The organism is Flavobacterium sp., assembly GCF_027531705.1.
In the GTDB taxonomy this organism is placed as follows: Bacteria; Bacteroidota; Bacteroidia; order Flavobacteriales; family Flavobacteriaceae; genus Flavobacterium.
On the sequence record NZ_JAPZSP010000006.1, the window covers coordinates 1 to 22,189 of the forward strand.

Consider the following 22,189-nt stretch of genomic DNA (forward strand, 5'->3'; position numbering starts at 1 on the left):
GCTCTACAGAATATACTAAATCTTCAATAGAAAATTATTCTAAAAGATGGTTTGAATATCCTTATCCTGCTGCCATAAATGTTGCTGGTAATGAAGGCGGAATGGAATATCCAGGAATCGTTTTCTGTGAATACAAATCAAAAGGAGCAGAACTTTGGGGCGTTACCGATCATGAATTTGGTCACATTTGGTTTCCAATGATTGTGGGTTCAAACGAACGATTATTTGCTTGGATGGATGAAGGATTTAATACTTTTATTAACGGATTGAGTTCACAAGATTTTAATAATGGAGAATATAAGCAAGAAACTCCCAACATGCATCAAGCGGCTTATACACTGACTAATCCAGATATGGAACCAGTTATTGCTGCTCCTGATAATTTGAAAGAAGATAATTTAGGTTTTTTAGCGTATTACAAACCAGCAAGTGCGCTTGAAATATTGAGAAATCATATTTTAGGAGCAGAACGATTTGATTTTGCTTTCAAAACTTATATCAATCGTTGGGCATATAAACATCCAACGCCAGATGATTTTTTCAGAACTATGGAGAATGTTTCAGGTGAAAACCTTAGTTGGTTTTGGAGAAGTTGGTTCTTAAACAATTGGCAATTTGACCAAGCAATTAAAAGTGTTAAATATGTAAAAGGTGATGCGTCCAAAGGAGCGATTATTACGATAGAAAATCTTGAAAAAATGCCATTACCAGTTATTGTTGAAATTAAGACTGTTAATGATAAAGTGAAAAGAATAACATTGCCAGTAGAAGTTTGGCAACGTAACGTAGCTTGGTCATTCAAAGTTGATACTAACGAAGAATTAGATACTATTAAATTAGATCCTGATGCTGTTTTTCCTGATAACAATGAAGATAATAATTTGTGGATAGCTTCTAAAAATGGTGTAGAGAAAGTTGAAAATCTTGAAGCTTATACTGGAAAATTTGCGAGTAAAATGATTCCAATAAAAATTGAGGTTATTGATGAAGACGGAACATTAGTAATAAATGCCGAAGGACAACCATCTTTACCTTTGGTAAATGAAGGAAACGGAAAATTCACCATGAAAGAAGCAGGTGTTAGTGTGCAATATGACAATAAAAAAGAAACTTTTGCACTAGATATTAGCGGTCAAATATTTGAATTCGCAAGAGAAAAGTAAATTATAAAATAGAATCTTTAAAATATAAAAGTCGCAAAGAGATAAATCCTTGCGACTTTTTTTATTCTTTTTAGATTAGTAAGAAAAACGACTGTATATTTGTAATCAAATAAGTTAAGAGTATGAAAAAATATTATTTTTTGATTGTTGGATTTTTATTTTTTGGAGTTGCGAATGCGCAAGTTGTGAATATACCAGATACTTTTTTTAAAATGAAATTGATAGAAATTGGTATTGATTCGAATAATGATAATGAAATTCAAGTTAGTGAGGCATTGGCTACAACTATTTTAGACGTATCTTATTCTTCAATTGCTGATTTAACAGGTATTGAAGAATTTGTAAATCTTCAAGATTTAAATTGTGCTGGTAATGAATTAATCAGTTTGAATATTGATCAATTGACAAGTTTACTTCATTTAGATATTAATGGCAATCAAATAACTAATTTAAATCTAAATGAATTGACAAATCTTACTATTTTGAGTTGCCCTAACAATCAAATTTCTTATTTAGATTTGAGTGGCTTGACAAATCTTGAAACTTTAAATTGTGAATTTAATCAATTAGCTAGTTTGGATTTAAGTGAATTGATTAATCTTCATAATATAAACTGTAACTTTAATCAAATTTCAACTATTAATTTTAGTGGTTTAGTAAATATTGAAGAAATTATCTGCAAATACAATTCAATCCAAAATTTAAGTTTGGTTGGTATGCCAAATTTAAAGCATTTAGAATGTAATGTCAATATCATTTCAAATTTAGATTTAACGGGATCAACAGCTATTCTTGAATGGTTGGATTGTTCTTCAAATAATTTGACAACTTTAGATTTAACAACGGCTACTAATCTTAAAGGATTACTTTGTTCAGGTTCACCAATAACTAGTTTGAATATTAGTGGTCTTTCAGAGTTAGAATCAGTAGATTGTTCATATTGTTCATTATCAAATCTAGATATCAATGGTTTAGATAGTTTGTATTATTTAAATTGTGATAATAATCTTTTTACTAATTTAGATTTTTTAAACGTATTTACATCTTTAGCTGAATTTCACTGTGCAAACAATCAATTGTCAAGTTTGGATTTTAGTGGAATAGGATTTGGTTTTTTAGACTGCTCTCATAACCAACTAACAAGTTTGATTTTGAGTGATGTTAACATTCTTAAATGCTCTTACAATCAACTTACTAGTATAGATTTATCAAGTGTTTATAGTCTTCAGTCTTTATCGTGTGATAATAATCAACTAACAAATTTGAGTGTCGAACATTTACAAATTGGTGGTTTTATGGAAGGAATTAATTGCTCTACTAATCAATTAATATCCTTAAATATTAAAAATGGGACTGTTGAGAATGAATTAAATTTTTCAGGCAATCCTAATTTGCAATATATCTGTTCTGATGATGATCAGCTAGCATCTATTGAAAATAAGCTTGTTGATTATGGTTATACAAATTGCAATGTAAATTCATATTGTTCTTTTGTGCCTGGCGGATATTTTTATTCCATCCAAGGAAACGTAAAGTATGATAATGAATTCGATGGCTGTGATGCATTTGATAATAGTTATCCAAACTTAAAATTTAATATTAGTAGTCAATCAAGCAGTGGTAGTTTTATTACTAATTCGTCTGGTAATTATATGATTCCAGTTTCATCAGGAACGCATACAATTACTCCAGTTTTAGAAAACCCTTCCTCTTTTACAATTTTTCCAACATCATTAGAAGTTTCTTTTCCCAACGAAATTTCAAATCTTATTGTTCAAGATTTCTGTGTTACATCTGTACCTATTAATGATTTAGAAATTACTTTATTACCTTTGAACATTGTTCGTCCGGGTTTTGATTCTAAATATAAAATAGTATACAAAAACAAGGGTAATCAAACGCAATCAGGAACTTTAGATTTATCTTTTAATGATGCTGTTTTAGATTTAGTGATCTCTAATCCTTTTGTAACTAGTCAATCTACCAATAATTTATCTTGGGATTTTTCAGATTTACAACCATTTGAAACTAGAGAAATTTTAGTAACATTAAATCTTAATTCTCCACTAGAAACTCCGCCGGTAAATGCAGGTTATGTGTTAAATTACACAGCAACAATTTCTGGTGCTACTGACGAAACACCATTAGACAATATTTCAACTGTAAACCAAACGGTTGTCAATTCTTTCGATCCAAACGACAAAACTTGTCTTGAAGGCGCAACAATCACACCAAATCAAGTTGGAAAAGAGGTGCATTATATGATTCGTTTTGAAAATACTGGAACAGCAAATGCTCAAAATATTGTGGTAAAAGATATGATTAATACAACCAAGTTTGATGTTAATTCATTAATTCCAATTAGCGGAAGTCATCCATTTGTAACGAGAATTACTAATACTAATAAAGTTGAGTTTATTTTTGAAAACATTCAATTACCATTTGATGATGCCAATAATGATGGTTATGTAGCTTTCAAAATTAAAACAAAACCTAATCTAATTTTAGGCAATACTTTTAGCAATACAGCAAGTATTTATTTTGATTATAATTTTCCAATTGTTACCAATACTGCAACAACTACCGTTTCAAATGTATTAACCAATCAAGATTTTGAGTTTGCTTATTTTATTTCAATAAATCCAAATCCCGCAAAAGAAACTTTAACGATTAATGCTCAAAATATTGAAGTTTCTTCAATTAGTATTTACAACACTCTAGGACAATTAGTTCAAGTCATTCCTAATGCTAAAGAAATAAAAACAATTGATGTTTCTCAATTAAAATCTGGCAATTACTTTATCAAAGTTATTTCAGATAAAGGAATGAGTAGCAGTAAGTTTATAAAAGAGTAATTTTCAAAATTAACAAAAAAAAGTCGCAAAGAGTTAAATCCTTGCGACTTTTACATTTTATAAAAACTTTACTTCTTTTTAGAAAAATCTGTCGTTGCTGTCAATTCTGCAATGCGAACAATAACGTCAATTGCTTTTTGCATACTTTCTACAGGAACATATTCATATTTTCCGTGAAAGTTGTGTCCACCTGCGAAGATGTTTGGGCAAGGTAATCCCATGTATGATAAACGACAGCCGTCAGTTCCACCACGAATTGGTTTGATTAATGGTTTTATGCCCAAATCTTTCATTGCTCTTTCTGCTAAGTCTACTATATATTTTACAGGCATAACTTTTTCTTTCATGTTGTAATATTGGTCTTTAACTTCCGCAATTACTATATCTTCGCCAAATTGTTTTGCAAATTTCTTATTGATTTTTTTGGTTATTTTTTCAATAATTTCTTTACGCTTTTTGAATTTTTTGGCGTTGTGATCTCGAATAATCAATTCTAATTTGGTTTCTTCAATGCTTCCTGATAGTTGGGTAACGTGAAAAAAACCTTCGTAACCTTTAGTTTCTTGTGGTGTTTCACCTTTTGGCAATTCGTTGATGAAATCGTTGGCAATCAACATTGAGTTGATCATTTTACCTTTTGCATAACCAGGATGCACACTTTTTCCTTTGAAAGTAATTTTGGCACCAGCCGCATTAAAATTTTCATATTCCAATTCACCTATTTGACTTCCGTCCATAGTGTAAGCCCAATCTGCACCGAACTTTTTCACATCGAATAAATCTGCTCCACGACCAATTTCTTCATCTGGTGTAAAGCAAACTCTGATTTTTCCGTGTTTGATGTCTGGATTTTTGATTAAATGTTCCATAGCGGTCATAATCTCGGTAATTCCAGCTTTGTCGTCGGCACCAAGAAGCGTCAAACCGTCAGTTGTGATAAGCGTTTGTCCTTTGTATAACAATAAATCTTTGAAATAACTAGGCGATAAAACGATGTTGTTTTCTTTGTTCAAAACTATATCTCCACCATCATAATTTTTTACAATTTGAGGGTTTACATTAGCACCAGTAAAATCGGGAGTTGTATCGAAATGGGATACAAAACCTATTGTTGGTACTTTTTCTTTCACATTGCTAGGTAAAGTCGCCATAACATACGAATACTCATCAATCGTAACGTCTTGCATTCCGATTGCTTTTAATTCTTCTACTAGTTTGTTGGCTAAATCCCATTGTTTTTTGGTACTTGGAGTAGTTTCTGAATTGGGATCAGATTCGGTATCGATTGTAACGTAGCTTATAAAGCGGTCAATAATATGTTGCATAAGAATTTTAATATTTTAGCAAAGGTACAAATTCAAAATGAATCTTTGAAGTTTGCGAATAGGACAACTTTTAAGTTTCTTTTTGCAGGTGCCAGAATTCTTTCCGCATACGTAAGAATTCTTTTTGCAGGTTCTAGTTTTCTTTCTGCGTACACGAGAATTCTTTCTGCCTACGCTAGTTTTCTTTTTACAGGTACTAACTTTCTCTCCACATACGCCAGTTTTCTCTATGCATAGGTGAGATTTCTTTTTGCAGAAGCTAGTTTTCTTTTGGTAGGCTTGAATTTTTATTTTTTATGAATAGGCATTGTGTGACTTTGTGCTTTTCTTTGTGTTTTTGGTGTAAATATTTAGAGGTTGCACAAAGTTTTTCACGAAGTTTTGCTAAGACAGAATTCTATACAGTCATTGAGAACAATTGTGTTTGTGGTGCTTTGCGTTTTAGGCGTAGGTCAAATGCCATGCATAGGTTGCGTACAAAGGGTTTTCCTTTTTCGGTTACGGTTATGTTAGTGCTGCTTATTTCTACCAAACCGTCGTGTTCCATTTCGTCTAACTGATGGATGATTTCTGGCAACTCGTTAAAAAACAATTCTTTGTCTTCCAAAGAAGTCGTAAATTGACACATTAGATTCAAAATGTGTTTGCGTATAATCAAATCTTCGTTGGTTAGCAGATGTCCTCTGTAAACAGGTAGTTCGTTTTGCTCCAATTTGGCGTAGTATTCTTCGAGTGTTTTTACATTTTGTGCAAAACTATACCAACTATCACTTATAGAAGAAACGCCCAAACCAATCATAACCTGCGTTTTAGACGAAGTGTAGCCCATAAAGTTGCGGTGCAATTTCTCATCTAAAAACGATTGGTACATGCTGTCACTTGCAAGTGCAAAATGATCCATTCCAATTTCGTGGTAACCGTTTTGGCTTAGTAATTTTTTGCCTTCTTCGTATAGTCTACGCTTTTCATCATCTCTTGGCAAATCTTCATCGTTAAAACCGCGTTGTCCGTTACCTTTTATCCAAGGCACATGCGCATAGCTGTAAAACGCCAAGCGATCGGGTTGGAGTGAGTTGGTTTTGTCAATAGTATCCATAACGTCTTCAAGCGTTTGGAACGGTAAACCAAAAATCAAATCGTGCCCAATAGAAGTGTAACCAATTTCTTTTGCCCAAAACGTAACTTTCGCTACATTATGAAACGGTTGGACACGATGTATGGCTTGCTGAACTTTGCTAGAATAATCTTGAACACCAAAACTTACGCGTCTAAATCCCAAATCATATAAAGTTTGCAAATGTTTGCGAGTTGTATTGTTAGGATGTCCTTCAAAACTGAACTCGTGATTGGTTGCTTTTTTGGCTCTTTTAAAAATACCATTGATAAGCGTAGTCAAATTTTCTGGTGAGAAAAAAGTGGGTGTGCCGCCACCCAAGTGAATTTCTTTGATATTAGGTTGTTCCGAAAGTAAATCGCAGTACAAATTCCATTCTTTCAGAACTGCCTCTATATAAGGATGTTCTACATCGTGTCGTTTGGTTATGCGTTTGTTGCAACCGCAAAACGTACAAAGGCTTTCACAAAAAGGCAAGTGTATATAAAGGCTAATGCCTTCGATAGTATTGCTTTCGTCAAAAGAGTTTTGGAGTGTTTTTTTCCAGTTTTCTAGAGAAAATAAATTTTCTTCCCAATATGGAACAGTAGGGTAGCTGGTGTATCGAGGACCAGGAACATTGTATTTTTGTATTAAGGAAACTGACATGAAATACTATCTTTTAAGATACAAACTTAGTTTTAAGGATTGTATAATAAAATGATAAATATCATGTGAAGGTACGAGGTTAGAAATACGAGGTACGAAGTTTGGATGTAGATTGCAGAAAGTAGATGGCAGATTTCAGGTTTTCATGGGTTCTCGATACAATTTTGTATTTCAAAAACTAGCGTTTTTAAAACACAAAATCACTCGAAGTGACGTTTGGTTTAGAAAGAAGTTTTGTGTTTTTTGGGAAGTGTGGATTTTATGTTTTTTAGAATTTTTATGTTTCAATTCTCCACTTTCGTCACTTCGAGTTTTTTATAAAATGCGTTAGCTTTTTAGAAAAAGTATCGAGAACTTAGAAGCAATATAATTAGTTTTTCACAGGTTCTCGATACAATTTTGTATTTCAAAAACTAGCGTTTTTAAAACACAAAATCACTCGAAGTGACGTTTGGTTTAGAAAGAAGTTTTGTGTTTTTTGGGAAGTGTGGATTTTATGTTTCTTAGAATTTTTATGTTTCAATTCTCCACTTTCGTCACTTCGAGTTTTTTATAAAATGCGTAGCTTTTTAGAAAAAGTATCGAGAACTTAGAAGTAATATTTTTTCAATTTTTCAAAGGTTCTCGATACATCCACCGCTGCAGACACTCGAAGTGACGTTGAGTTAAAAAAAAAACTTTGTGTACTTTGTGTTTTTTCTTTGCACTCCTTGCGGTTAAAAAAAACAAAACCCCGAAGTTTTACGTTCGAGGTTTCCAATTATTTTAAAGAAAAAACTATTCTGCTTTTAGGTTGCGAAGTTGTTTTAATTTGTCTTTTAAAACCGTTAATTCTTCTTTGTGTTTTTCGATGTTTTTACGTACTTCTAACACAATTGAATTTTCTTTTTTGGCGTTTTTAGTATTGGTAAAAAACTGAATGTTGTTTTCCAATTGGAAGATTTCGCCTTGCACTTCGTCGATTTTGCGCATTAGGAAAACTTTTTCGTTTTCTAATTTTCTCGAATCGTCAGAACCAGCTAATTGCTCAATACGATTGTTGAAACGCATCATGTCGGTTTCTTTTTTGCTCAAGCTCAATTTTTCGAATAAAACATCTAATATTTTATTGAATTTTCCTTCGATATGTCTTCTGCCAAAAGGAACTTTACCAAAACCTTTCCAAGTTTCGATATGCGCTTTGATAGCATCTAAATCGGTTTTGTGATCGCCCGTCATTTCAAAAGCACGCAAAGTTTCAAGGTATTCTTTTTTCTTTTCGAATGCCTCTACTTCTTCAGCGTTTTCTTCGTTTTTGCTTTCTTTTAATTTATCAAAATAATGATTACAAGCCGCTCTAAATTCAGCCCAGATTTTATCAGAAAACTTTCTTGGCACGTGACCAATCGTTTTCCATTCATCCTGAATTTGTTTCATGATTGGCGTAGTTGCTGCAAAATCTGTACTGTCTTGCAATTCAACTGCTTTGGCAACCAAGGCTTGTTTTTTGGTCAAGTTATCGGTTTGGTCTTTTTTAATGTCTTTGTAAAAAGAATTTTTAAGTACATTAAAATTACGAACGGCTGTTTTGAATGTTGACCAAGTTTCTTCGTTTACTTCGCTAGGAACTTTTCCTGTTGAGAAAAATTCGTTGCGTAACGCTTCTACTTTTGCCACTTGAGCTGCCCAAAGAGCATGAGAATTTACTTTTTCGGTAGCTAAAACTTCAATTTGAGCAATGATATTTTTCTTTTTCTCTAAATTTTCTGTTTCACCAGCACGCAATTTTTCAAAAATAAGTTCGCGCTTGTCGTGCATAATTTTGGTTAATTCACTGAATTTATTCCAAATTTCCTCACGGTGTTCTCTCGAAACGGGACCGATTTCTTCTTTCCAAATTTTGTGTAAATCCTGCAATTCACGGAAAGCTTTGTTCACGTCTTCCATTTGTGTTAACTCTTCAACACGTGCAACGATTTTTTGTTTTTGTTCCAAATTGTGTTTGAAATCAATATCTCTAGCTTCTCTATCTAAATGAAGGAAGTCATAGAAATTCTCCATATGAAAATGGTAGTTATTCCAAACGTGGTTGTATTTATCTTTAGGAATTGAGCCAGCGTTTTTCCAGCGATCTCTAATATCGTTCAATTGCTTAAGCGAATTAGTAATATTTCCTGGATTGGTAACCAAATTTTTCAATTCTTCAACAAGTGCTAAACGATTTTGAAGATTGGCTTCAAGATTAGATTGTAAGCTTTTATAATGTTTGTTTTTTCTATCTCTATAATGAGAATAGATTTGGTCAAACTTAGTTTTTAGTGGAAAATGATATTCAAAATCCTCAGTTGTATCTGGATTTTCGGCATGAAATTCTTCTTTTTTCTCATCAATAAAATGATGGTATTTTGCCAAAAATGATTTTTTAATTTCTTCAACGTGCTCTTTCACAGCCATCACTTTTTCGTTTTCAGCTACTTTTTCAAGTGCATCAACAAGAGATTCCATCGACATTGCTTCATAATCTTCCATAGGAATTTCATGGCGAATGGTTTCGTCTTCGCTTTCGGCAGCGTTGGTTGCAGCAATTTCATTGATAGCGATGATACTTTCGTCAGCTATTTCTAGCGTATCGTCAGCAACTTGTTCATCAGTCAATTCTACGATGTTTTCTTCGGTAGTGGCTTCAACTTCTGGCGCTGGTTCGGCAATTTCTTCTATTGTAGCTGTTTCTTCAGTTTCTGCAACTGTTTCTTCAACTTCTTGAATTTCAGAAGTAGTTGCTTCTACAGCATTGTTTTCGCGGTTTCCATCTGCTAGATTTTCGTTACTAGGCAGGTTATCATTCTTTTCTTCAGACATTTTTTTAAATGTGTAAGGTTTATAATTATACTATATAATAGGGCGAAAGGTAGTAAACACGGAACAAAATTCAAAACAAATCGAAAAATTAAACAAATAAAAATGAAAAAGCATCATTAAAGAAATTTCTTTAACGATGCTTTTATAAAATTAGACAAACTTTTTAGACACAAATTTCACAAATTATCACAAAATTGTTTGCTACGATTATTACATAAATGATTGCTGATAGCAATTTTAATTAGTGAAATCTATTTTTAGAATTTTTTAATTCGTGTAAATTCGTGTAATTAGTGTTTAATGAAAATCTAGTTGTTTAAATCAAAATCTTCCAATTTTTTATCTTCAATTTTGCTATTGTGAAGGACAACTGGTTTACTGTTTTTGCGCATTTTGATATTCAAAAATTCTACAAATAATGAGAAGAAAATGGCAAAATATAAGTATCCTTTTGGAATGCTATGTATTTCAACATCAGAACCAAAGCGGAAATGCGCTAAGTGAGAACCTTCTGCTAAAAGCATTACGCCAATCAAGATTAAGAATGACAAACCAAGAATTTGAATAGTTGGATGTTCGTTCACAAATTTACTTACTGGACCAGCAAAAATCATCATTATAACGATAGAAATCACTATAGAAAGAATCATAATTTCGATAGCGCCTGAGTAGCCAAAACCACCTTCTGCTGGAGATTTCATGCTAATCATTCCGATGGCTGTTAAAATACTATCAAATGAAAAAACGATGTTTAGCATCGCTATTTGAAAAACGGCACTTGATAAACTTGAAGCCGATTTTCCTGAAGCACTTTCTTCTTCGCCTTCCATTTTGTGATGAATTTCAGAAACGGATTTGTATAATAGAAACAAACCACCACCAAATATTATTAAACTTTGACCCGTAATATGTGCTTCAAAAAATCCCCAGTCAATATGAAAAAGTGTTTGTTGTAAACTTAAAACCCATGAAATTCCGAATAATAAAATTATTCTGAAAACCATTGCAAGTAATAAACCGATTCTTCTAGCTTTTGGTTGGTCTTCGGCTTTCAATTTTCCTGAAACAATTGATAGAAAAACGATGTTGTCGATTCCTAAAATGATTTCTAAAAAAGTTAAGGTTAATAAAGCTATCCAAGCATTTGGGTTTGAAATTAATTCGAGCATTTTATTTTAAAATTTAGTTTATAAAAGTTGTTAAACGTATGTTAGTCGAGTTTTGTTACAAAACCTTGTTGTTTTTTTGCATCGCCTACAAAAGAGAATTCAAAGGTATAGGTTTTTTCTTTTGTGGCAACAATTTTCATACTAATAGCTTTCTTTTCGGCACTATTCTTCGGATTTATTTTTTGCAAAATAAATTCACAATCGTTAATCCATCGTACCGAAGCTGAATCTGTTTTTCCTTGAAAAGTTTCAACTTGAAGTTTATCAGTTCGTTCGAATGTTGAAGTTATTTTTTTACCATCAATTTCTTTAGTAAATTCAAATTTTCCTGTTTTAAAATCGGTGCAATTGCATTCGGTTTTTGATGGCATACAGGAAGCAAGTGTAAGCAAAAATAGGATAAGAATTGGTTTCATTTAGTTGTTTTATTTTTTTTAAATTGTTAAAATTTATTCTATTTTTAAATCATATTTATCTAATAAATTCGGAATTCCTTGTAATGAAAACTTTGCTTTTTTCATCGAATTGAATTCGGGATCAATTTTGAAATTATAAGAAGTGGTAAAATCGACTTCTTTTAGTTCTGTTTCATTGAAAATAGCATTGATAAGATTACAATTTTCAAAAATAGAATTAGCTAAATTGGTTCCAATAAAATTTACTTCTTTAAGTGAACAAGAAATGAAATTGGTTTTTGGCATTTTTTTATTGGCAAATGAAGCATAATCTAATGTAGAATCTTGAAAATGAACACTGAATAAAAAATCTGTACATTCTTGAAAAGCGATTCCTAGTAATTTGCAGTTTTTGAATGTAACTGTTTTTAAACTTGCATTTTGAAGCTTAGACATTGATAAATTGCAATCAATAAATTCACAATCTATAAAAGTTGTTTCGGTAAAATTTGCATTAGAAAAATCACAATTTTTGAACGTACAACCGTCAAATTCGCGATTGGTAATCTTGGCGTCGAGTAGAATTACTTTTTCAAAAGTGGTGTTGATGTATAGAAGCTCGTTCATTAATGATTTTTTGGTTTTCTAGAAGTATGTCGTACTCTAAGAATTTGTATTTCTTGATTTGTTATTCTGAAAGAAATCTTATAATTATAAACATGATAAGCTCTGAAAGTTCCATCATTAGGTTTTCTTTGTTCGTCTAATTCATAAATTTCTGGTTTTGAAATCAAAACTTCAGCGCTATCAAATATAGTTTCAATTACTTTATCAGCAATTCTTATTGATTTAGTTTCAAAAAATATATAAAAATGAATATCTTCTAGTTGAAGTAAAGCATCTTCTGACCAAATTATTTTCTTCCCCATTTTTTAGAGATAGCTCGAGCTTCTTCCATTGAATAAAACTTTCCTTCTTCGATGTTTTTCAGGGCATTATCAATTTCTTGGTTGTATTCTGAATCGGTTTCAGGTTTATTGAAAAATTCCAAAAGATGTTTCAATTTTTCAATAAAAGATGTGTCATTGATAGTGTCAATTTCTTTATGAATCCACTTTTTATTTGTTAAAATATCCATAGCCTAAAATTTTAGCTAATATACAAAATTAATCATTAAATAAAGCTTTCATAATAGTTTGCAAGCCTTTGTACATAAAATAGACAGCTAATCCTGAAAGAAAGATTCCGACTGCTAAAACAAGATAATGCCAAACATTTTGCTTGTTGATAAAGGCGTTATAAATCACTGATGGACCAATAAAAAGTAGTGGTAAAGCAAAAACTAAATATTTGATTCCTTTGGATAAAACAGTTCTATTTGTTGACATTTTTTTACAAATTATAATTATCTACAGCTTTTCGAACGCTTCCATATTTTGAAAGTAGCGTAGCGGCTTCTTCGTAACTAACTGGGATTTCGCTCATAATCATTTTTACGCCTCTGTCAACTAATTTGTCGTTGCTTAGTTGCATGTCGACCATTTTGTTGCCTTTTACTTTTCCGAGTTGTATCATGGTTGTTGTTGAAATCATATTTAACACCAACTTTTGAGCAGTTCCTGCTTTCATTCTTGAACTTCCTGTGACAAATTCTGGTCCGACAACAACTACAATTGGGAAATTTGCTACCAATGCGAGCGGACTTCCTTCGTTGCAAGTTATACAACCAGTCACGATGTTATTTTCGTTGCATTTTCCCAAACCTTTGATGACATAAGGCGTTGTGCCAGAAGCTGCAATTCCGATTACAACATCATTTTGCGAAATGTTTTGTTCTTGCAAATCTAGCCAAGCTTGCGTTGTATTGTCTTCGGCATTTTCAACTGCACAACGAATTGCTTTGTCACCACCAGCGATTATTCCGTTTACCAAATCAAATGGAACACCGAAAGTTGGTGGACATTCTGATGCATCAACAATTCCTAATCGTCCAGAAGTTCCTGCGCCGATGTAGAAAAGCCTTCCACCTAATTTCATTTTCTCAACAATTTTGGCGACCAAAGATTCAATTTGAGGCAATGCTTTTTCGACTGCCAATGGAACGGTTTTGTCTTCATTGTTGATATTTTGCAATAATTCGGCAACAGACATTTTTTCTAAATGTTCGTATTTGGATGATTGCTCTGTGGTTTTGATAAAATTCATAACCAATTATTCTTCGTAACGTTGAATTTCTCTATCGTAAAATTCGTTGGCAAGAGTAATCAAGTTTTCCATTTCGGCATTGAGTTCGGCTTCGTCAAGATCTTCATCTTCTTCCATAAATTCTACTTCATCATCTTTTAGATTGATAATAAAACGTGGATAATCAAGGTGAATGATGAAAATATCTTCGGGAAAATCTGTGTTGTCGCCTAGAACAAATTTTGGTAATTGCATTATAGTTATTTTAGATATTATAAAAGATTTTTAAACTTCAAGATGACCCCAATTTTCACCAGTTCTTATGCGCCAAAGTTGTTGTGTACTTATATTGAATTGTTTGGCAATTAATGTTAAACGTGTTTTATTATCTTCACGTTTCAACATTTTTTTGATGCGAATAACTTGAGTAGAAGTTAGTTTTCTACCATCTGCTTTTTTGTTATATTCAATAATAAATTGCTTAGCTTTAATAACTAGTGGATTTTTGCTATGGTGCGCTGTAAGCTCTTTTTGATTTGCCCATTTTAAGTTAGATACATGATCATTAACTTTGTCAAAATCTAAATGAAGCACAAATCGTCTGTCATCATCAGGAGCTTTTTCGATGAAATATTCTGCAACGAGTCTGTACATAAACATATAAACTGATTTACGTTTGCCATCTGTATAAACTGCATATTTCCATATTCTATAACCTTCGAGCATGCTTCCTCTTAGTTCGTTTCCTTTTAAAACTTCCTCTTTATAACTTACAAGACGACCATAATTAGAAATGGCATAATTTAATTTTAAGCTTTCTGGAACAACAATTTTTCTAAATTCCTCACCTCTTAAAAGTTGAATCATGATAAAATTATTTAGTATTAATTAATTTTTTAGTTAGAATGTGAAAGCGAATATACAAAAAAAGTGCTGCAAATGATAATCCTGCTAAAAGTCCTATCCAAACACCAACAGCTTTTAAGGATGTATGTTCGCCAAGATAGTATGAAATAGGAAAACCAATAACCCAATAGGCCACAAAAGTGATGTACATTGGAATCTTTACATCTTGTAAACCACGTAACGCACCAAGAACTACCACCTGAATTCCATCTGAAATTTGAAAAACTGCCGCAACTAAAAGTAATTTGGCTGCAATTGAAATAACTTCATTATTGTCTAAAAGTTGAGCTTGATTTTCCATATTTAGAAAAATATAGGGTAACGAATTATGCAAAAGCACAAATAGTATGGCAAAAATAATTTCGATAAAAATAGCCAGCAAAAATATAGAACGCGCTATAATTACCAAATTTTTATAATCTTGATTTCCTTTTTGATTGCCAACTCTAATCATGGCTACAACACTCAATCCCATTGCAAACATAAAAGTCATCGACGCCAAGCTCAAAGCTATTTGATTAGCAGCTTGACTTGTTTTACCAATATTTCCGCAAAGCCAAATTGCTGCTGTGAAAAGAACCACTTCAAAAAGCATTTGCATAGCAGATGGAAATCCTAGGTTGACAATTTTAGAGATAGTCTCTTTCTTGATTTCGTCAAAACTGAATCCTTGAAAATAGTGTTTTAGTTTTTCTTGTTTGGCTAAAATAAAGTGCATAAAAACAACCATAGCAATACGGGAAATTACCGTTCCTAATCCGGCACCGATGATTCCCATTTTTGGAAAACCCCAAACTCCATATATTAAAACATAATTAAAAAACACATGCACAATATTTGCCATAACAATAGCATACATTGAATATTTGGTCATAGAAAGTCCGTCGGCAAATTGCTTATAACCTTGGTAAATAATAAGGGGCACAAGCGAAAAAGCAACCCAATCAAGATAAGGTTTAGCTAATGTTATTACTTCTTCGGGTTGTTGCAATAATTCCATTACCGGTTTGGCAAGTACTACCAATCCAAATAGGGCAAAACCTAAAATGGTGCATAAAAATAACCCGTTGTGAAAAGCCAAACGTATTTTGCTACGATTATTTTCGGCATCAGCTTCGGCAATTATTGGTGTTATGGCTGTTGAAAATCCGATTCCTAATGACATGGCTACAAAGATTAGACTGTTTCCTAGAGAAACCGCTGCCAACTCTGTTGAGCCTAATTTGCCCACCATAATATTGTCGACAATTGCTATTAAGGTATGGCCAACCATTCCTAGAATAACAGGATAAGCCAGTTTAAGGTTGTATGAAAACTCTTTTGTATAGGTAGATAAGTTCATTTTTGTTTTTTAATTAATCCCAACATTCCATTAGTAATAAATCGCCTTCTTGGTGTTTGATTTTTACAATTCCGTCTTCTATTACGTGGTTGCTACTTCCTGTTCGGTAACCTATTGTAAGCTCTTCATTCCTTAATGGATAATATAAGTTTTCGGTTGTTATTCCAGTTACTTTTCCAATCGGAATGAGAGAAATTGGCGTTTTTGCAGTATACCATTTTTCAAATTTTGTTGGTAACAAGAATATTTTTGAGTGATCGTCGAGAATTACAATTTTCAATTTATCTCGGTAACTTACAATATTGGTGATATTTGTGATAGTATGATCGGCTCGTTTACCAGTTGCCCAAACAACATTTACGGCTTTGTGTCCTTTTTCTATAAGATAGTCAAAAGCTTTTTCTAAATCGGTTTTGTCTTGGTTGGGTGCATACACAATTTCTAGTGGAAACTGTTTTTCTTTGTAAAGTTCTGGATTAAAATTATCATCGAAATCGCCTAATAAAACATCTATTTTTATGTCTAATTGCAAAACACGGTCGATTGCGTTGTCTAAAACTATCACAATTGGTGACCATTCTAATAATTGTCCTAATAATTCATAACTGCATGCGGCGCCGTTAGCAATAATTAATGCTGGTTCTTGGTCGTCGCGAACAATGTGATGAGAAGACATTTTGATTTAGGATTTTTTATAAATGCAAATTACGAACATAATCGTTTGAATTCATAATTTTTTTAGCCAAGATAGTAATGGAAAGCAAAACCTTGTTATAAGTTTAGTTTTTCTTATTTTTTCAAAGCGACCAACGGAAGCTCTTGAAGAAATTTAGAAAACTGCTTATAACAAGGTTTTCTTGGAATGGATAGCTTGATTAGCTACTCAATGGTATAAGAACCTGTATCAATTTCGGATAAGTGAAAGTAACCTAACGGATAATTGTCTGCGTTGTTTTGGTTTACGATATTTCCACGAAGAGTTGCTGGCGGTGTTGAAAAAGGACTTCCACCGTCACTGCCAGCTATGCTTAACAATTTGTTCATGTAATTACTATATTTTTCGGTAATTCCTTGTAACGAATAATCGATTACATCTCCAGCTTTTAATTTGTCATCGATATAAACGCCAAACATCATGTTTCCTTGAAAAAATTCATCAGTTATAACGCCATATTCAGGATATACAATATTACTGTTTTTGGCACCAACAAGGTAAAAATTATCTTCGTCACCGTTGTCAACAAAATAAAATTTGACTTGAACAATTTCATCACCACCAAAACCCGGAATCATTGTTTGTTCGTCAAACTCGATTACTGGTGTCGGCATGAGTTTGGAAGTTGCTTTATAAGTTTCACCAGCATAAACAATAGTTAGTTGGTATTCGTCGTTGATAATTGGATTAAAATTAGTGCAAACATAAGTACCTGGAGTAGTTTCGGTAAAATTATAAATTATAGTAATATCTGAAGATAAATTGATAACAGAAACCGTTGCGCCAGTTGCTGGTGGAATTGTATTAGAATAAAAATCAGTAGTTGTTGAAAGATTTATTGTTTGAACATTTCCCGTTTCGCCTTTTTGCCATTTTATAGAAGCATCTATAACTAGTTTTGGATTGGCTGTATCTAAATTGACATCGATAACATCTTCACAGCTTAGTATTGAAAATGAAGTTAAAATAAGGACGATATATAGTTTTATATTTTTCATACTATTAGAATTTAAAATTATAAGAAACTGAAGGCACAATTCCGAAAATTGATAATCTTGAAGCTTCATTGTTTCCTGTTTCAGAATTTTCACGGAAGCTTATGGAAGCAGCATTTTTACGACCGTAAATGTTGTAAACGCTAAAAACCCATTCGCCTTTCCATTTTTTTGTTTGACTACTTTTAGGCGTTAGTGTTGCAGCAACATCTAGATGATGGTAGGTTGGTAAACTATTTTTATTACGTATTCCGTAACTTGGAACTGTAATGCCTTGGTAAGTATATTGCCCATTTGGATAGGTTACAGGTTGACCAGTTTGCAGCGTGAAGTTTGCACCAAAATTCCATTTTTCGTTCAATTTATAACTTCCTGTAACGGCGAGATTGTGTGTTTTATCATAAGCAGAACGATACCATTCGCCATTATTAATTCCGATTTCGTCAGCGGTTCTTCCTGGTGTTTTTTGTTGCGATTTTGATAAAGTATAAGCAATCCAACCGCTCAAGTTTCCAGTGTTTTTGCGAAGCATGAATTCAAGTCCATAAGAACGCATTTCGCCGTTAAGAATAACTTGTTCGATAGCTTCGTTTGCAATCAAATCGGCGCCATCAATATAATCCATTCTGTTTTTGATTGTTTTATAAAAACTTTCAATTTCTACAGTATAAGCATCTTCTTTGAAATTGTTAAAATAACCAATAGCAACTTGGTCAGCAATTTGAGGTTTGATATAATTATCACTTGGCATCCAAACATCAAGTGGAGTAGGTGAAGCCGTGTTTGAAACCAGTTGAAGGTATTGTACCATTCGATTATAACTAGCTTTTACCGATTGATTTTCATTCAATTCATAAGCTGCTGCAAAACGTGGCTCGAAGTTGTCGAAACTAGCGATAGTTTTGTTTTTTCCAAAATTAGTAGTGCCGATTGGTTTTGCTTTTTCGTAAATTTTTAAATCAGCATCATAATTTACAGGTTGATTATTTTCGTATAAATTTACCGTTGAATTTCCTAATCGATAAAATAAACTGTAACGTAAACCGTAATTAATAGCTAATTTGTCAGTAAGTTTTTGTTCGGCTTCGAGATACAATGCTGGTTCAAAAGCGTATTTTTTGTCTAATTGTTTAAAATTGATTTGTGAATTTTCGTCAATTGGCTCGATGGTTCCAGGATTGAAATCGTAATAAGTTCCATTGAAACCGTAATTCAATTTGATATCATTGGATAAATAATGTTTGAAATCGTATTTTAAGTTATAATTTTTGATTCCAGAATCCCAATTGAAGCCAATGAAATCAAGTGTTAATCCGTAGTAGTAATCACTATAGATTAATGATAAATTTGAAAATAATTTGTCATTGAAAAGATGATTCCAACGCAGATTTAGAGTTGAATTTCCATAGGTATTAGTAAACGTTTCGTTTAGTGAAAACACATCGCGACCAAAATAACCTGAAAGATATAAGCTATTATTTTTATCTAATTTGTAGTTCAATTTGGTGTTTAAATCATAAAAATAAGCAGAATTTTTATTGTCAGAAAGCTTCAAAAATAAATGCGCATAAGATCCACGACCACCAACAAGGAAAGAACCTTTGTCTTTTACAATTGGACCTTCAGCAAGAATTCTACTGGTAATTAATCCAATTCCGCCATTGATGTGAAAATCTTTACTGTTTCCATCTTTTTGGTAAATATCTAAAACTGAAGAAGCACGACCGCCAAACTTAGAAGGTATTCCACCTTTATATAATTTCAAATCTTTGATGGCATCTGGATTGAAAACCGAGAAAAAGCCGAAAACGTGTGATGAATTGAAAATAGTTGCTTCGTCTAACAAAATCAAATTTTGATCGGCACCACCACCACGAACGTTAAAACCCGATTGACCTTCGCCAGCATTGGTAACACCTGGTAGAAACAGAATCGATTTGATAACATCAACTTCTCCCATCACAACAGGCATTTGCTTTATTGTGCTAATTGAGAGTTTGTTAACACTCATTTCAGGTTTTCGAATATTAGCTCTTGTTTTTTCGGAAGTCACCACAACTTCTTTCAACTCTTGACCAGATTCTCGCAGCGAAAAATTTCTTTTGGTATTTTGATTTAAAGAAATTGCTTCTGAAATGGTTGTAAAACCTACATAACTGATTAGGATTTCATAATCACCTTTGGGTAATGTTAGCGAGTAAAACCCGTATTCGTTGGTTGTTGCGTAGAGTTTGGTGTCTTTGGCAATAACATTTACACCTATTAATGTTTCGTTGCTGCTGGCATCAGAAATGGTTCCGCTAAGCGTAAATTTTTCTTGAGAGAATCCTAAATTTGAAATAAATAGAATTAAAATGAAGGGTATAATTTTTTTTAAAATCATGATTTTGGTTTTGTACTGCAAATTTGACGAAAAATTGGTGATTTTGTTACACAACGACTGTTAATGTATCGTTAAGTAAAATAGTTAAGGTAATTTAGAAAGCAACATTTGAATGTTTGTTATAATCAAATTAGGTTCACTGAGCATAACATAATGACCAGATTTGGTTGTTGTTATATGTGTAAAATCGGTAATACCATTTCTTAAAGCTTCTTTTGAATTGAACCATAATTGTCTATCATCTGCGTTATGTTCAGCATCAATTTTCATACTAGTTATTGCAATTACAGGAATGTTTGGAAGATTTGGTAGTGTTGTCATATATTGTGAATCTTCTATTAATTGTTGTGCTTCCAAAGTTCCACCAAAATTGTTTCCGTAAGCATCTTTAAATAGATTGTAAATTAAATCTTCTTCGGCTTGATCTGGATTATTATACAATTCGTGAGATGCATCAACAAAAAGTAAAGCGGCTGTTTTAGTCGGATTTTGAATGGCATAATCTCTAATAATCATTCCACCAAGAGAATGTCCTACTAAAATTACTTTTCTACCATTTGAAAATTTGTTGATTACCGATTCCAATTCAGTTCTTAATTTTGAAATGGTTCTTGCTTCATTATTTATATCTGATTTTCCATAACCAGCTCTATCGTAGAGTAAAACATCAGATGATTTTGCAATATTATTTGCTACGCTTTTATCTTTCCAAACTTTATGATCATCCCCAAGTCCTGATTCAAAAACGATTAGATATTTAGAATTATTAATTATTGAAAACGAAGCTAGTTTGTGCGTGATTAAATCAATTTTTGCTTCTTTAAAACTTGCTTCCTGAGTATTGTTATCATCGTCTTTTGAGCATGATGAAATAACTAAAAGAACTAAACTTGCAAAGATGTTTGCCAAATGTTTCATTTTGTTTTTTTTAAAATTATTTGGCAAAAATCAACATTGACAAGAGTTAGAATGTTCCTGTTTATAAATCGGAACTACTTTTTTTGTATTCTGAAGGTGTTTTTCCTGTTATTTTTTTGAAAGTGGTATTGAAAACGGTTTTAGAATTAAATCCAACTTCAAAACCTATTCCAAGAAGACTTAAATGATTCATTTTCGGATTTAGAATTAAATTTTTTGCTTCTTCAATTCGATATCTATTTATAAATTGAAAAAAATTTTCATCAAATCCATTATTAATTAAATATGAAAGTAGGTGAGATGAGAGATTCATTTTGTTGGCTAGTTTGACTAAATTAAGCTCACTATCTAAAAAAGGTTTTTCAGTTTCCATTAATTTTATCAATTCGGATTTTATTTTATCTAAATTTTCATCTGAAATTAGTTTTTTCTTTTTGTCTTCGACCAAATTCGATTCTTCAATGATTGAAATAATTTCATTTTTTTCTTCAATAGAATAAGGATAAATTTCTTCTTGTTTTAGCCAGAAAAAAGCAATGTACATTATTGTAATTAGATATAAAAAGCTAGTAAAAATATCGAAAAGAATAAATTTTTCTGAAAGTTGAAATAAAAGATCTGTCGCAAAAAAGAATCCCATAATAATTACAGCAAGACTAATTTTTTTTAGCCAACCTAAGTCAATGTTTTCAGTTGTTGAACGATAAAGCAAAATGTTTTTTTGATGCTCAACAATTTTTCTATAAGATAAAAAACAATAGGTGAAAACCTGAATTGAAACAATTGAAGCTAAAATATAGTTTGCCACATGAATAGTGTTTTGCGAAACATCTTCTGCTTTTGGATTTTCATCAAAAAAAAAGGATAAAATAAATAGGAATAGATAAAAGTATCCCAACCAAAAATGTAAATGATTTAGATGTTTCCAGCTATTAGTTGGCTTAATAAAATATGTGATGCTTAGATAAAAAAATGGAGAAATAAGAAAAATAAAAATAGAAAGTCCCTCTACAATAATTGAACTTTCATAAATTGTTTTTGATTCAACCAGAATAGTTACGCTGGTTAAAACGAGTAAACAAAAGATAAAACCCGCAAACCATTTATTTGCTATAACATTCACTTTTTTTACATTAATTAGAATAATGTAAAGCAATAAAAAGCAAGCTCCAGCTATTAATGCGCTTAAAAAAAAGGACATAAAAAGTAATTTATCTTGGTTAGACAAATAAACAGAAT

At 32.0% G+C, this 22,189-nt stretch carries 20 protein-coding genes; 2 read left to right on the top strand and 18 right to left on the bottom strand.

The annotated features are described in order from the left end of the window. A partial coding sequence (locus O9267_RS02650; protein WP_298175689.1) for a M1 family aminopeptidase occupies window positions 1-1,163 on the top strand: 1,163 nt, incomplete at its 5' end. Window positions 1,164-1,285: 122 nt separating this feature from the next. Then, window positions 1,286-4,018, top strand: coding sequence for a leucine-rich repeat domain-containing protein (locus O9267_RS02655; protein ID WP_298175690.1), 2,733 nt, complete (start codon window positions 1,286-1,288; stop codon window positions 4,016-4,018). Between the two features lie 68 nt (window positions 4,019-4,086). Here the strand turns inward: O9267_RS02655 and pepT are convergent, their stop codons facing one another. From pepT to O9267_RS02745, 18 genes are all read right to left on the bottom strand, one after another. Continuing rightward, window positions 4,087-5,343, bottom strand: a complete 1,257-nt coding sequence (pepT, locus tag O9267_RS02660; RefSeq protein WP_298175691.1) for a peptidase T — start codon at window positions 5,341-5,343, stop codon at window positions 4,087-4,089. Window positions 5,344-5,740: 397 nt separating this feature from the next. Then, the gene (gene hemN, locus O9267_RS02665) at window positions 5,741-7,105 is read right to left on the bottom strand and encodes an oxygen-independent coproporphyrinogen III oxidase (RefSeq protein ID WP_298175693.1); all 1,365 of its coding nucleotides are present in this window, start codon (window positions 7,103-7,105) and stop codon (window positions 5,741-5,743) included. Between the two features lie 777 nt (window positions 7,106-7,882). Further along, the gene (locus O9267_RS02670; protein WP_298175695.1) at window positions 7,883-9,943 is read right to left on the bottom strand and encodes a DUF349 domain-containing protein; all 2,061 of its coding nucleotides are present in this window, start codon (window positions 9,941-9,943) and stop codon (window positions 7,883-7,885) included. A 308-nt stretch (window positions 9,944-10,251) separates the two neighbouring features. Further along, window positions 10,252-11,112 carry a TerC family protein gene (locus tag O9267_RS02675; RefSeq protein ID WP_298175697.1) on the bottom strand — a complete coding sequence of 287 codons (861 nt, stop codon included), beginning with the start codon at window positions 11,110-11,112 and terminating at the stop codon, window positions 10,252-10,254. Window positions 11,113-11,153: 41 nt separating this feature from the next. After that, window positions 11,154-11,528 (bottom strand): DNA topoisomerase IV, encoded by a 375-nt coding sequence (locus tag O9267_RS02680; protein WP_298175699.1) that lies wholly within the window; start codon window positions 11,526-11,528, stop codon window positions 11,154-11,156. A 33-nt stretch (window positions 11,529-11,561) separates the two neighbouring features. Continuing rightward, window positions 11,562-12,134, bottom strand: coding sequence for a pentapeptide repeat-containing protein (locus O9267_RS02685; RefSeq protein WP_298175701.1), 573 nt, complete (start codon window positions 12,132-12,134; stop codon window positions 11,562-11,564). Then, window positions 12,134-12,436, bottom strand: a complete 303-nt coding sequence (locus tag O9267_RS02690; RefSeq protein ID WP_298175703.1) for a type II toxin-antitoxin system RelE/ParE family toxin — start codon at window positions 12,434-12,436, stop codon at window positions 12,134-12,136. The genes O9267_RS02685 and O9267_RS02690 overlap by 1 nt, the downstream gene beginning before the upstream one ends. After that, complete coding sequence (locus tag O9267_RS02695; RefSeq protein ID WP_298175705.1) at window positions 12,421-12,645, bottom strand: hypothetical protein; 225 nt, start codon at window positions 12,643-12,645, stop codon at window positions 12,421-12,423. Before O9267_RS02695 ends, O9267_RS02690 begins: the two co-directional genes overlap by 16 nt. Before the next feature lie 28 nt (window positions 12,646-12,673). Then, a complete protein-coding gene (locus O9267_RS02700) occupies window positions 12,674-12,895 on the bottom strand; it encodes a DUF6095 family protein (RefSeq protein WP_298175706.1) in 222 nt (73 codons plus the stop codon). Window positions 12,896-12,899: 4 nt separating this feature from the next. Beyond that, window positions 12,900-13,712 (bottom strand): N-acetylmuramic acid 6-phosphate etherase, encoded by an 813-nt coding sequence (murQ, locus tag O9267_RS02705; protein WP_298175708.1) that lies wholly within the window; start codon window positions 13,710-13,712, stop codon window positions 12,900-12,902. Window positions 13,713-13,718: 6 nt separating this feature from the next. After that, a complete protein-coding gene (locus tag O9267_RS02710; RefSeq protein WP_298175710.1) occupies window positions 13,719-13,946 on the bottom strand; it encodes a hypothetical protein in 228 nt (75 codons plus the stop codon). Window positions 13,947-13,976: 30 nt separating this feature from the next. After that, window positions 13,977-14,558, bottom strand: a complete 582-nt coding sequence (locus O9267_RS02715) for a hypothetical protein (protein WP_298175712.1) — start codon at window positions 14,556-14,558, stop codon at window positions 13,977-13,979. A gap of 7 nt (window positions 14,559-14,565) precedes the next feature. Continuing rightward, window positions 14,566-15,939 (bottom strand): MATE family efflux transporter, encoded by a 1,374-nt coding sequence (locus O9267_RS02720; RefSeq protein WP_298175714.1) that lies wholly within the window; start codon window positions 15,937-15,939, stop codon window positions 14,566-14,568. A 13-nt stretch (window positions 15,940-15,952) separates the two neighbouring features. Continuing rightward, window positions 15,953-16,615: a thiamine diphosphokinase gene (locus O9267_RS02725; RefSeq protein ID WP_298175716.1), complete on the bottom strand. Its 663-nt coding sequence runs from the start codon at window positions 16,613-16,615 to the stop codon at window positions 15,953-15,955. Between the two features lie 203 nt (window positions 16,616-16,818). Then, a complete protein-coding gene (locus O9267_RS02730) occupies window positions 16,819-17,652 on the bottom strand; it encodes a DUF4249 family protein (RefSeq protein ID WP_298175717.1) in 834 nt (277 codons plus the stop codon). 4 nt (window positions 17,653-17,656) lie between these two features. Beyond that, complete coding sequence (locus tag O9267_RS02735) at window positions 17,657-20,032, bottom strand: TonB-dependent receptor (protein ID WP_298175719.1); 2,376 nt, start codon at window positions 20,030-20,032, stop codon at window positions 17,657-17,659. 84 nt (window positions 20,033-20,116) lie between these two features. Beyond that, window positions 20,117-20,950, bottom strand: coding sequence for an alpha/beta hydrolase (locus tag O9267_RS02740; protein ID WP_298175721.1), 834 nt, complete (start codon window positions 20,948-20,950; stop codon window positions 20,117-20,119). A gap of 61 nt (window positions 20,951-21,011) precedes the next feature. Next, window positions 21,012-22,151 (bottom strand): helix-turn-helix domain-containing protein, encoded by a 1,140-nt coding sequence (locus O9267_RS02745; protein ID WP_298175723.1) that lies wholly within the window; start codon window positions 22,149-22,151, stop codon window positions 21,012-21,014. Window positions 22,152-22,189 lie beyond the last annotated feature (38 nt).

What these genes read in the sequence shown, in the direction of transcription:
- O9267_RS02655 (WP_298175690.1), top strand. Translation starts at nt 1,286, where the DNA reads ATGAAAAAATATTATTTTTTGATTGTTGGATTTTTATTTTTTGGAGTT.
- pepT (WP_298175691.1), bottom strand. Translation starts at nt 5,343, where the DNA reads ATGCAACATATTATTGACCGCTTTATAAGCTACGTTACAATCGATACC.
- hemN (WP_298175693.1), bottom strand. Translation starts at nt 7,105, where the DNA reads ATGTCAGTTTCCTTAATACAAAAATACAATGTTCCTGGTCCTCGATAC.
- O9267_RS02670 (WP_298175695.1), bottom strand. Translation starts at nt 9,943, where the DNA reads ATGTCTGAAGAAAAGAATGATAACCTGCCTAGTAACGAAAATCTAGCA.
- O9267_RS02675 (WP_298175697.1), bottom strand. Translation starts at nt 11,112, where the DNA reads ATGCTCGAATTAATTTCAAACCCAAATGCTTGGATAGCTTTATTAACC.
- O9267_RS02680 (WP_298175699.1), bottom strand. Translation starts at nt 11,528, where the DNA reads ATGAAACCAATTCTTATCCTATTTTTGCTTACACTTGCTTCCTGTATG.
- O9267_RS02685 (WP_298175701.1), bottom strand. Translation starts at nt 12,134, where the DNA reads ATGAACGAGCTTCTATACATCAACACCACTTTTGAAAAAGTAATTCTA.
- O9267_RS02690 (WP_298175703.1), bottom strand. Translation starts at nt 12,436, where the DNA reads ATGGGGAAGAAAATAATTTGGTCAGAAGATGCTTTACTTCAACTAGAA.
- O9267_RS02695 (WP_298175705.1), bottom strand. Translation starts at nt 12,645, where the DNA reads ATGGATATTTTAACAAATAAAAAGTGGATTCATAAAGAAATTGACACT.
- O9267_RS02700 (WP_298175706.1), bottom strand. Translation starts at nt 12,895, where the DNA reads ATGTCAACAAATAGAACTGTTTTATCCAAAGGAATCAAATATTTAGTT.
- murQ (WP_298175708.1), bottom strand. Translation starts at nt 13,712, where the DNA reads ATGAATTTTATCAAAACCACAGAGCAATCATCCAAATACGAACATTTA.
- O9267_RS02710 (WP_298175710.1), bottom strand. Translation starts at nt 13,946, where the DNA reads ATGCAATTACCAAAATTTGTTCTAGGCGACAACACAGATTTTCCCGAA.
- O9267_RS02715 (WP_298175712.1), bottom strand. Translation starts at nt 14,558, where the DNA reads ATGATTCAACTTTTAAGAGGTGAGGAATTTAGAAAAATTGTTGTTCCA.
- O9267_RS02720 (WP_298175714.1), bottom strand. Translation starts at nt 15,939, where the DNA reads ATGAACTTATCTACCTATACAAAAGAGTTTTCATACAACCTTAAACTG.
- O9267_RS02725 (WP_298175716.1), bottom strand. Translation starts at nt 16,615, where the DNA reads ATGTCTTCTCATCACATTGTTCGCGACGACCAAGAACCAGCATTAATT.
- O9267_RS02730 (WP_298175717.1), bottom strand. Translation starts at nt 17,652, where the DNA reads ATGAAAAATATAAAACTATATATCGTCCTTATTTTAACTTCATTTTCA.
- O9267_RS02735 (WP_298175719.1), bottom strand. Translation starts at nt 20,032, where the DNA reads ATGATTTTAAAAAAAATTATACCCTTCATTTTAATTCTATTTATTTCA.
- O9267_RS02740 (WP_298175721.1), bottom strand. Translation starts at nt 20,950, where the DNA reads ATGAAACATTTGGCAAACATCTTTGCAAGTTTAGTTCTTTTAGTTATT.
- O9267_RS02745 (WP_298175723.1), bottom strand. Translation starts at nt 22,151, where the DNA reads ATGTCCTTTTTTTTAAGCGCATTAATAGCTGGAGCTTGCTTTTTATTG.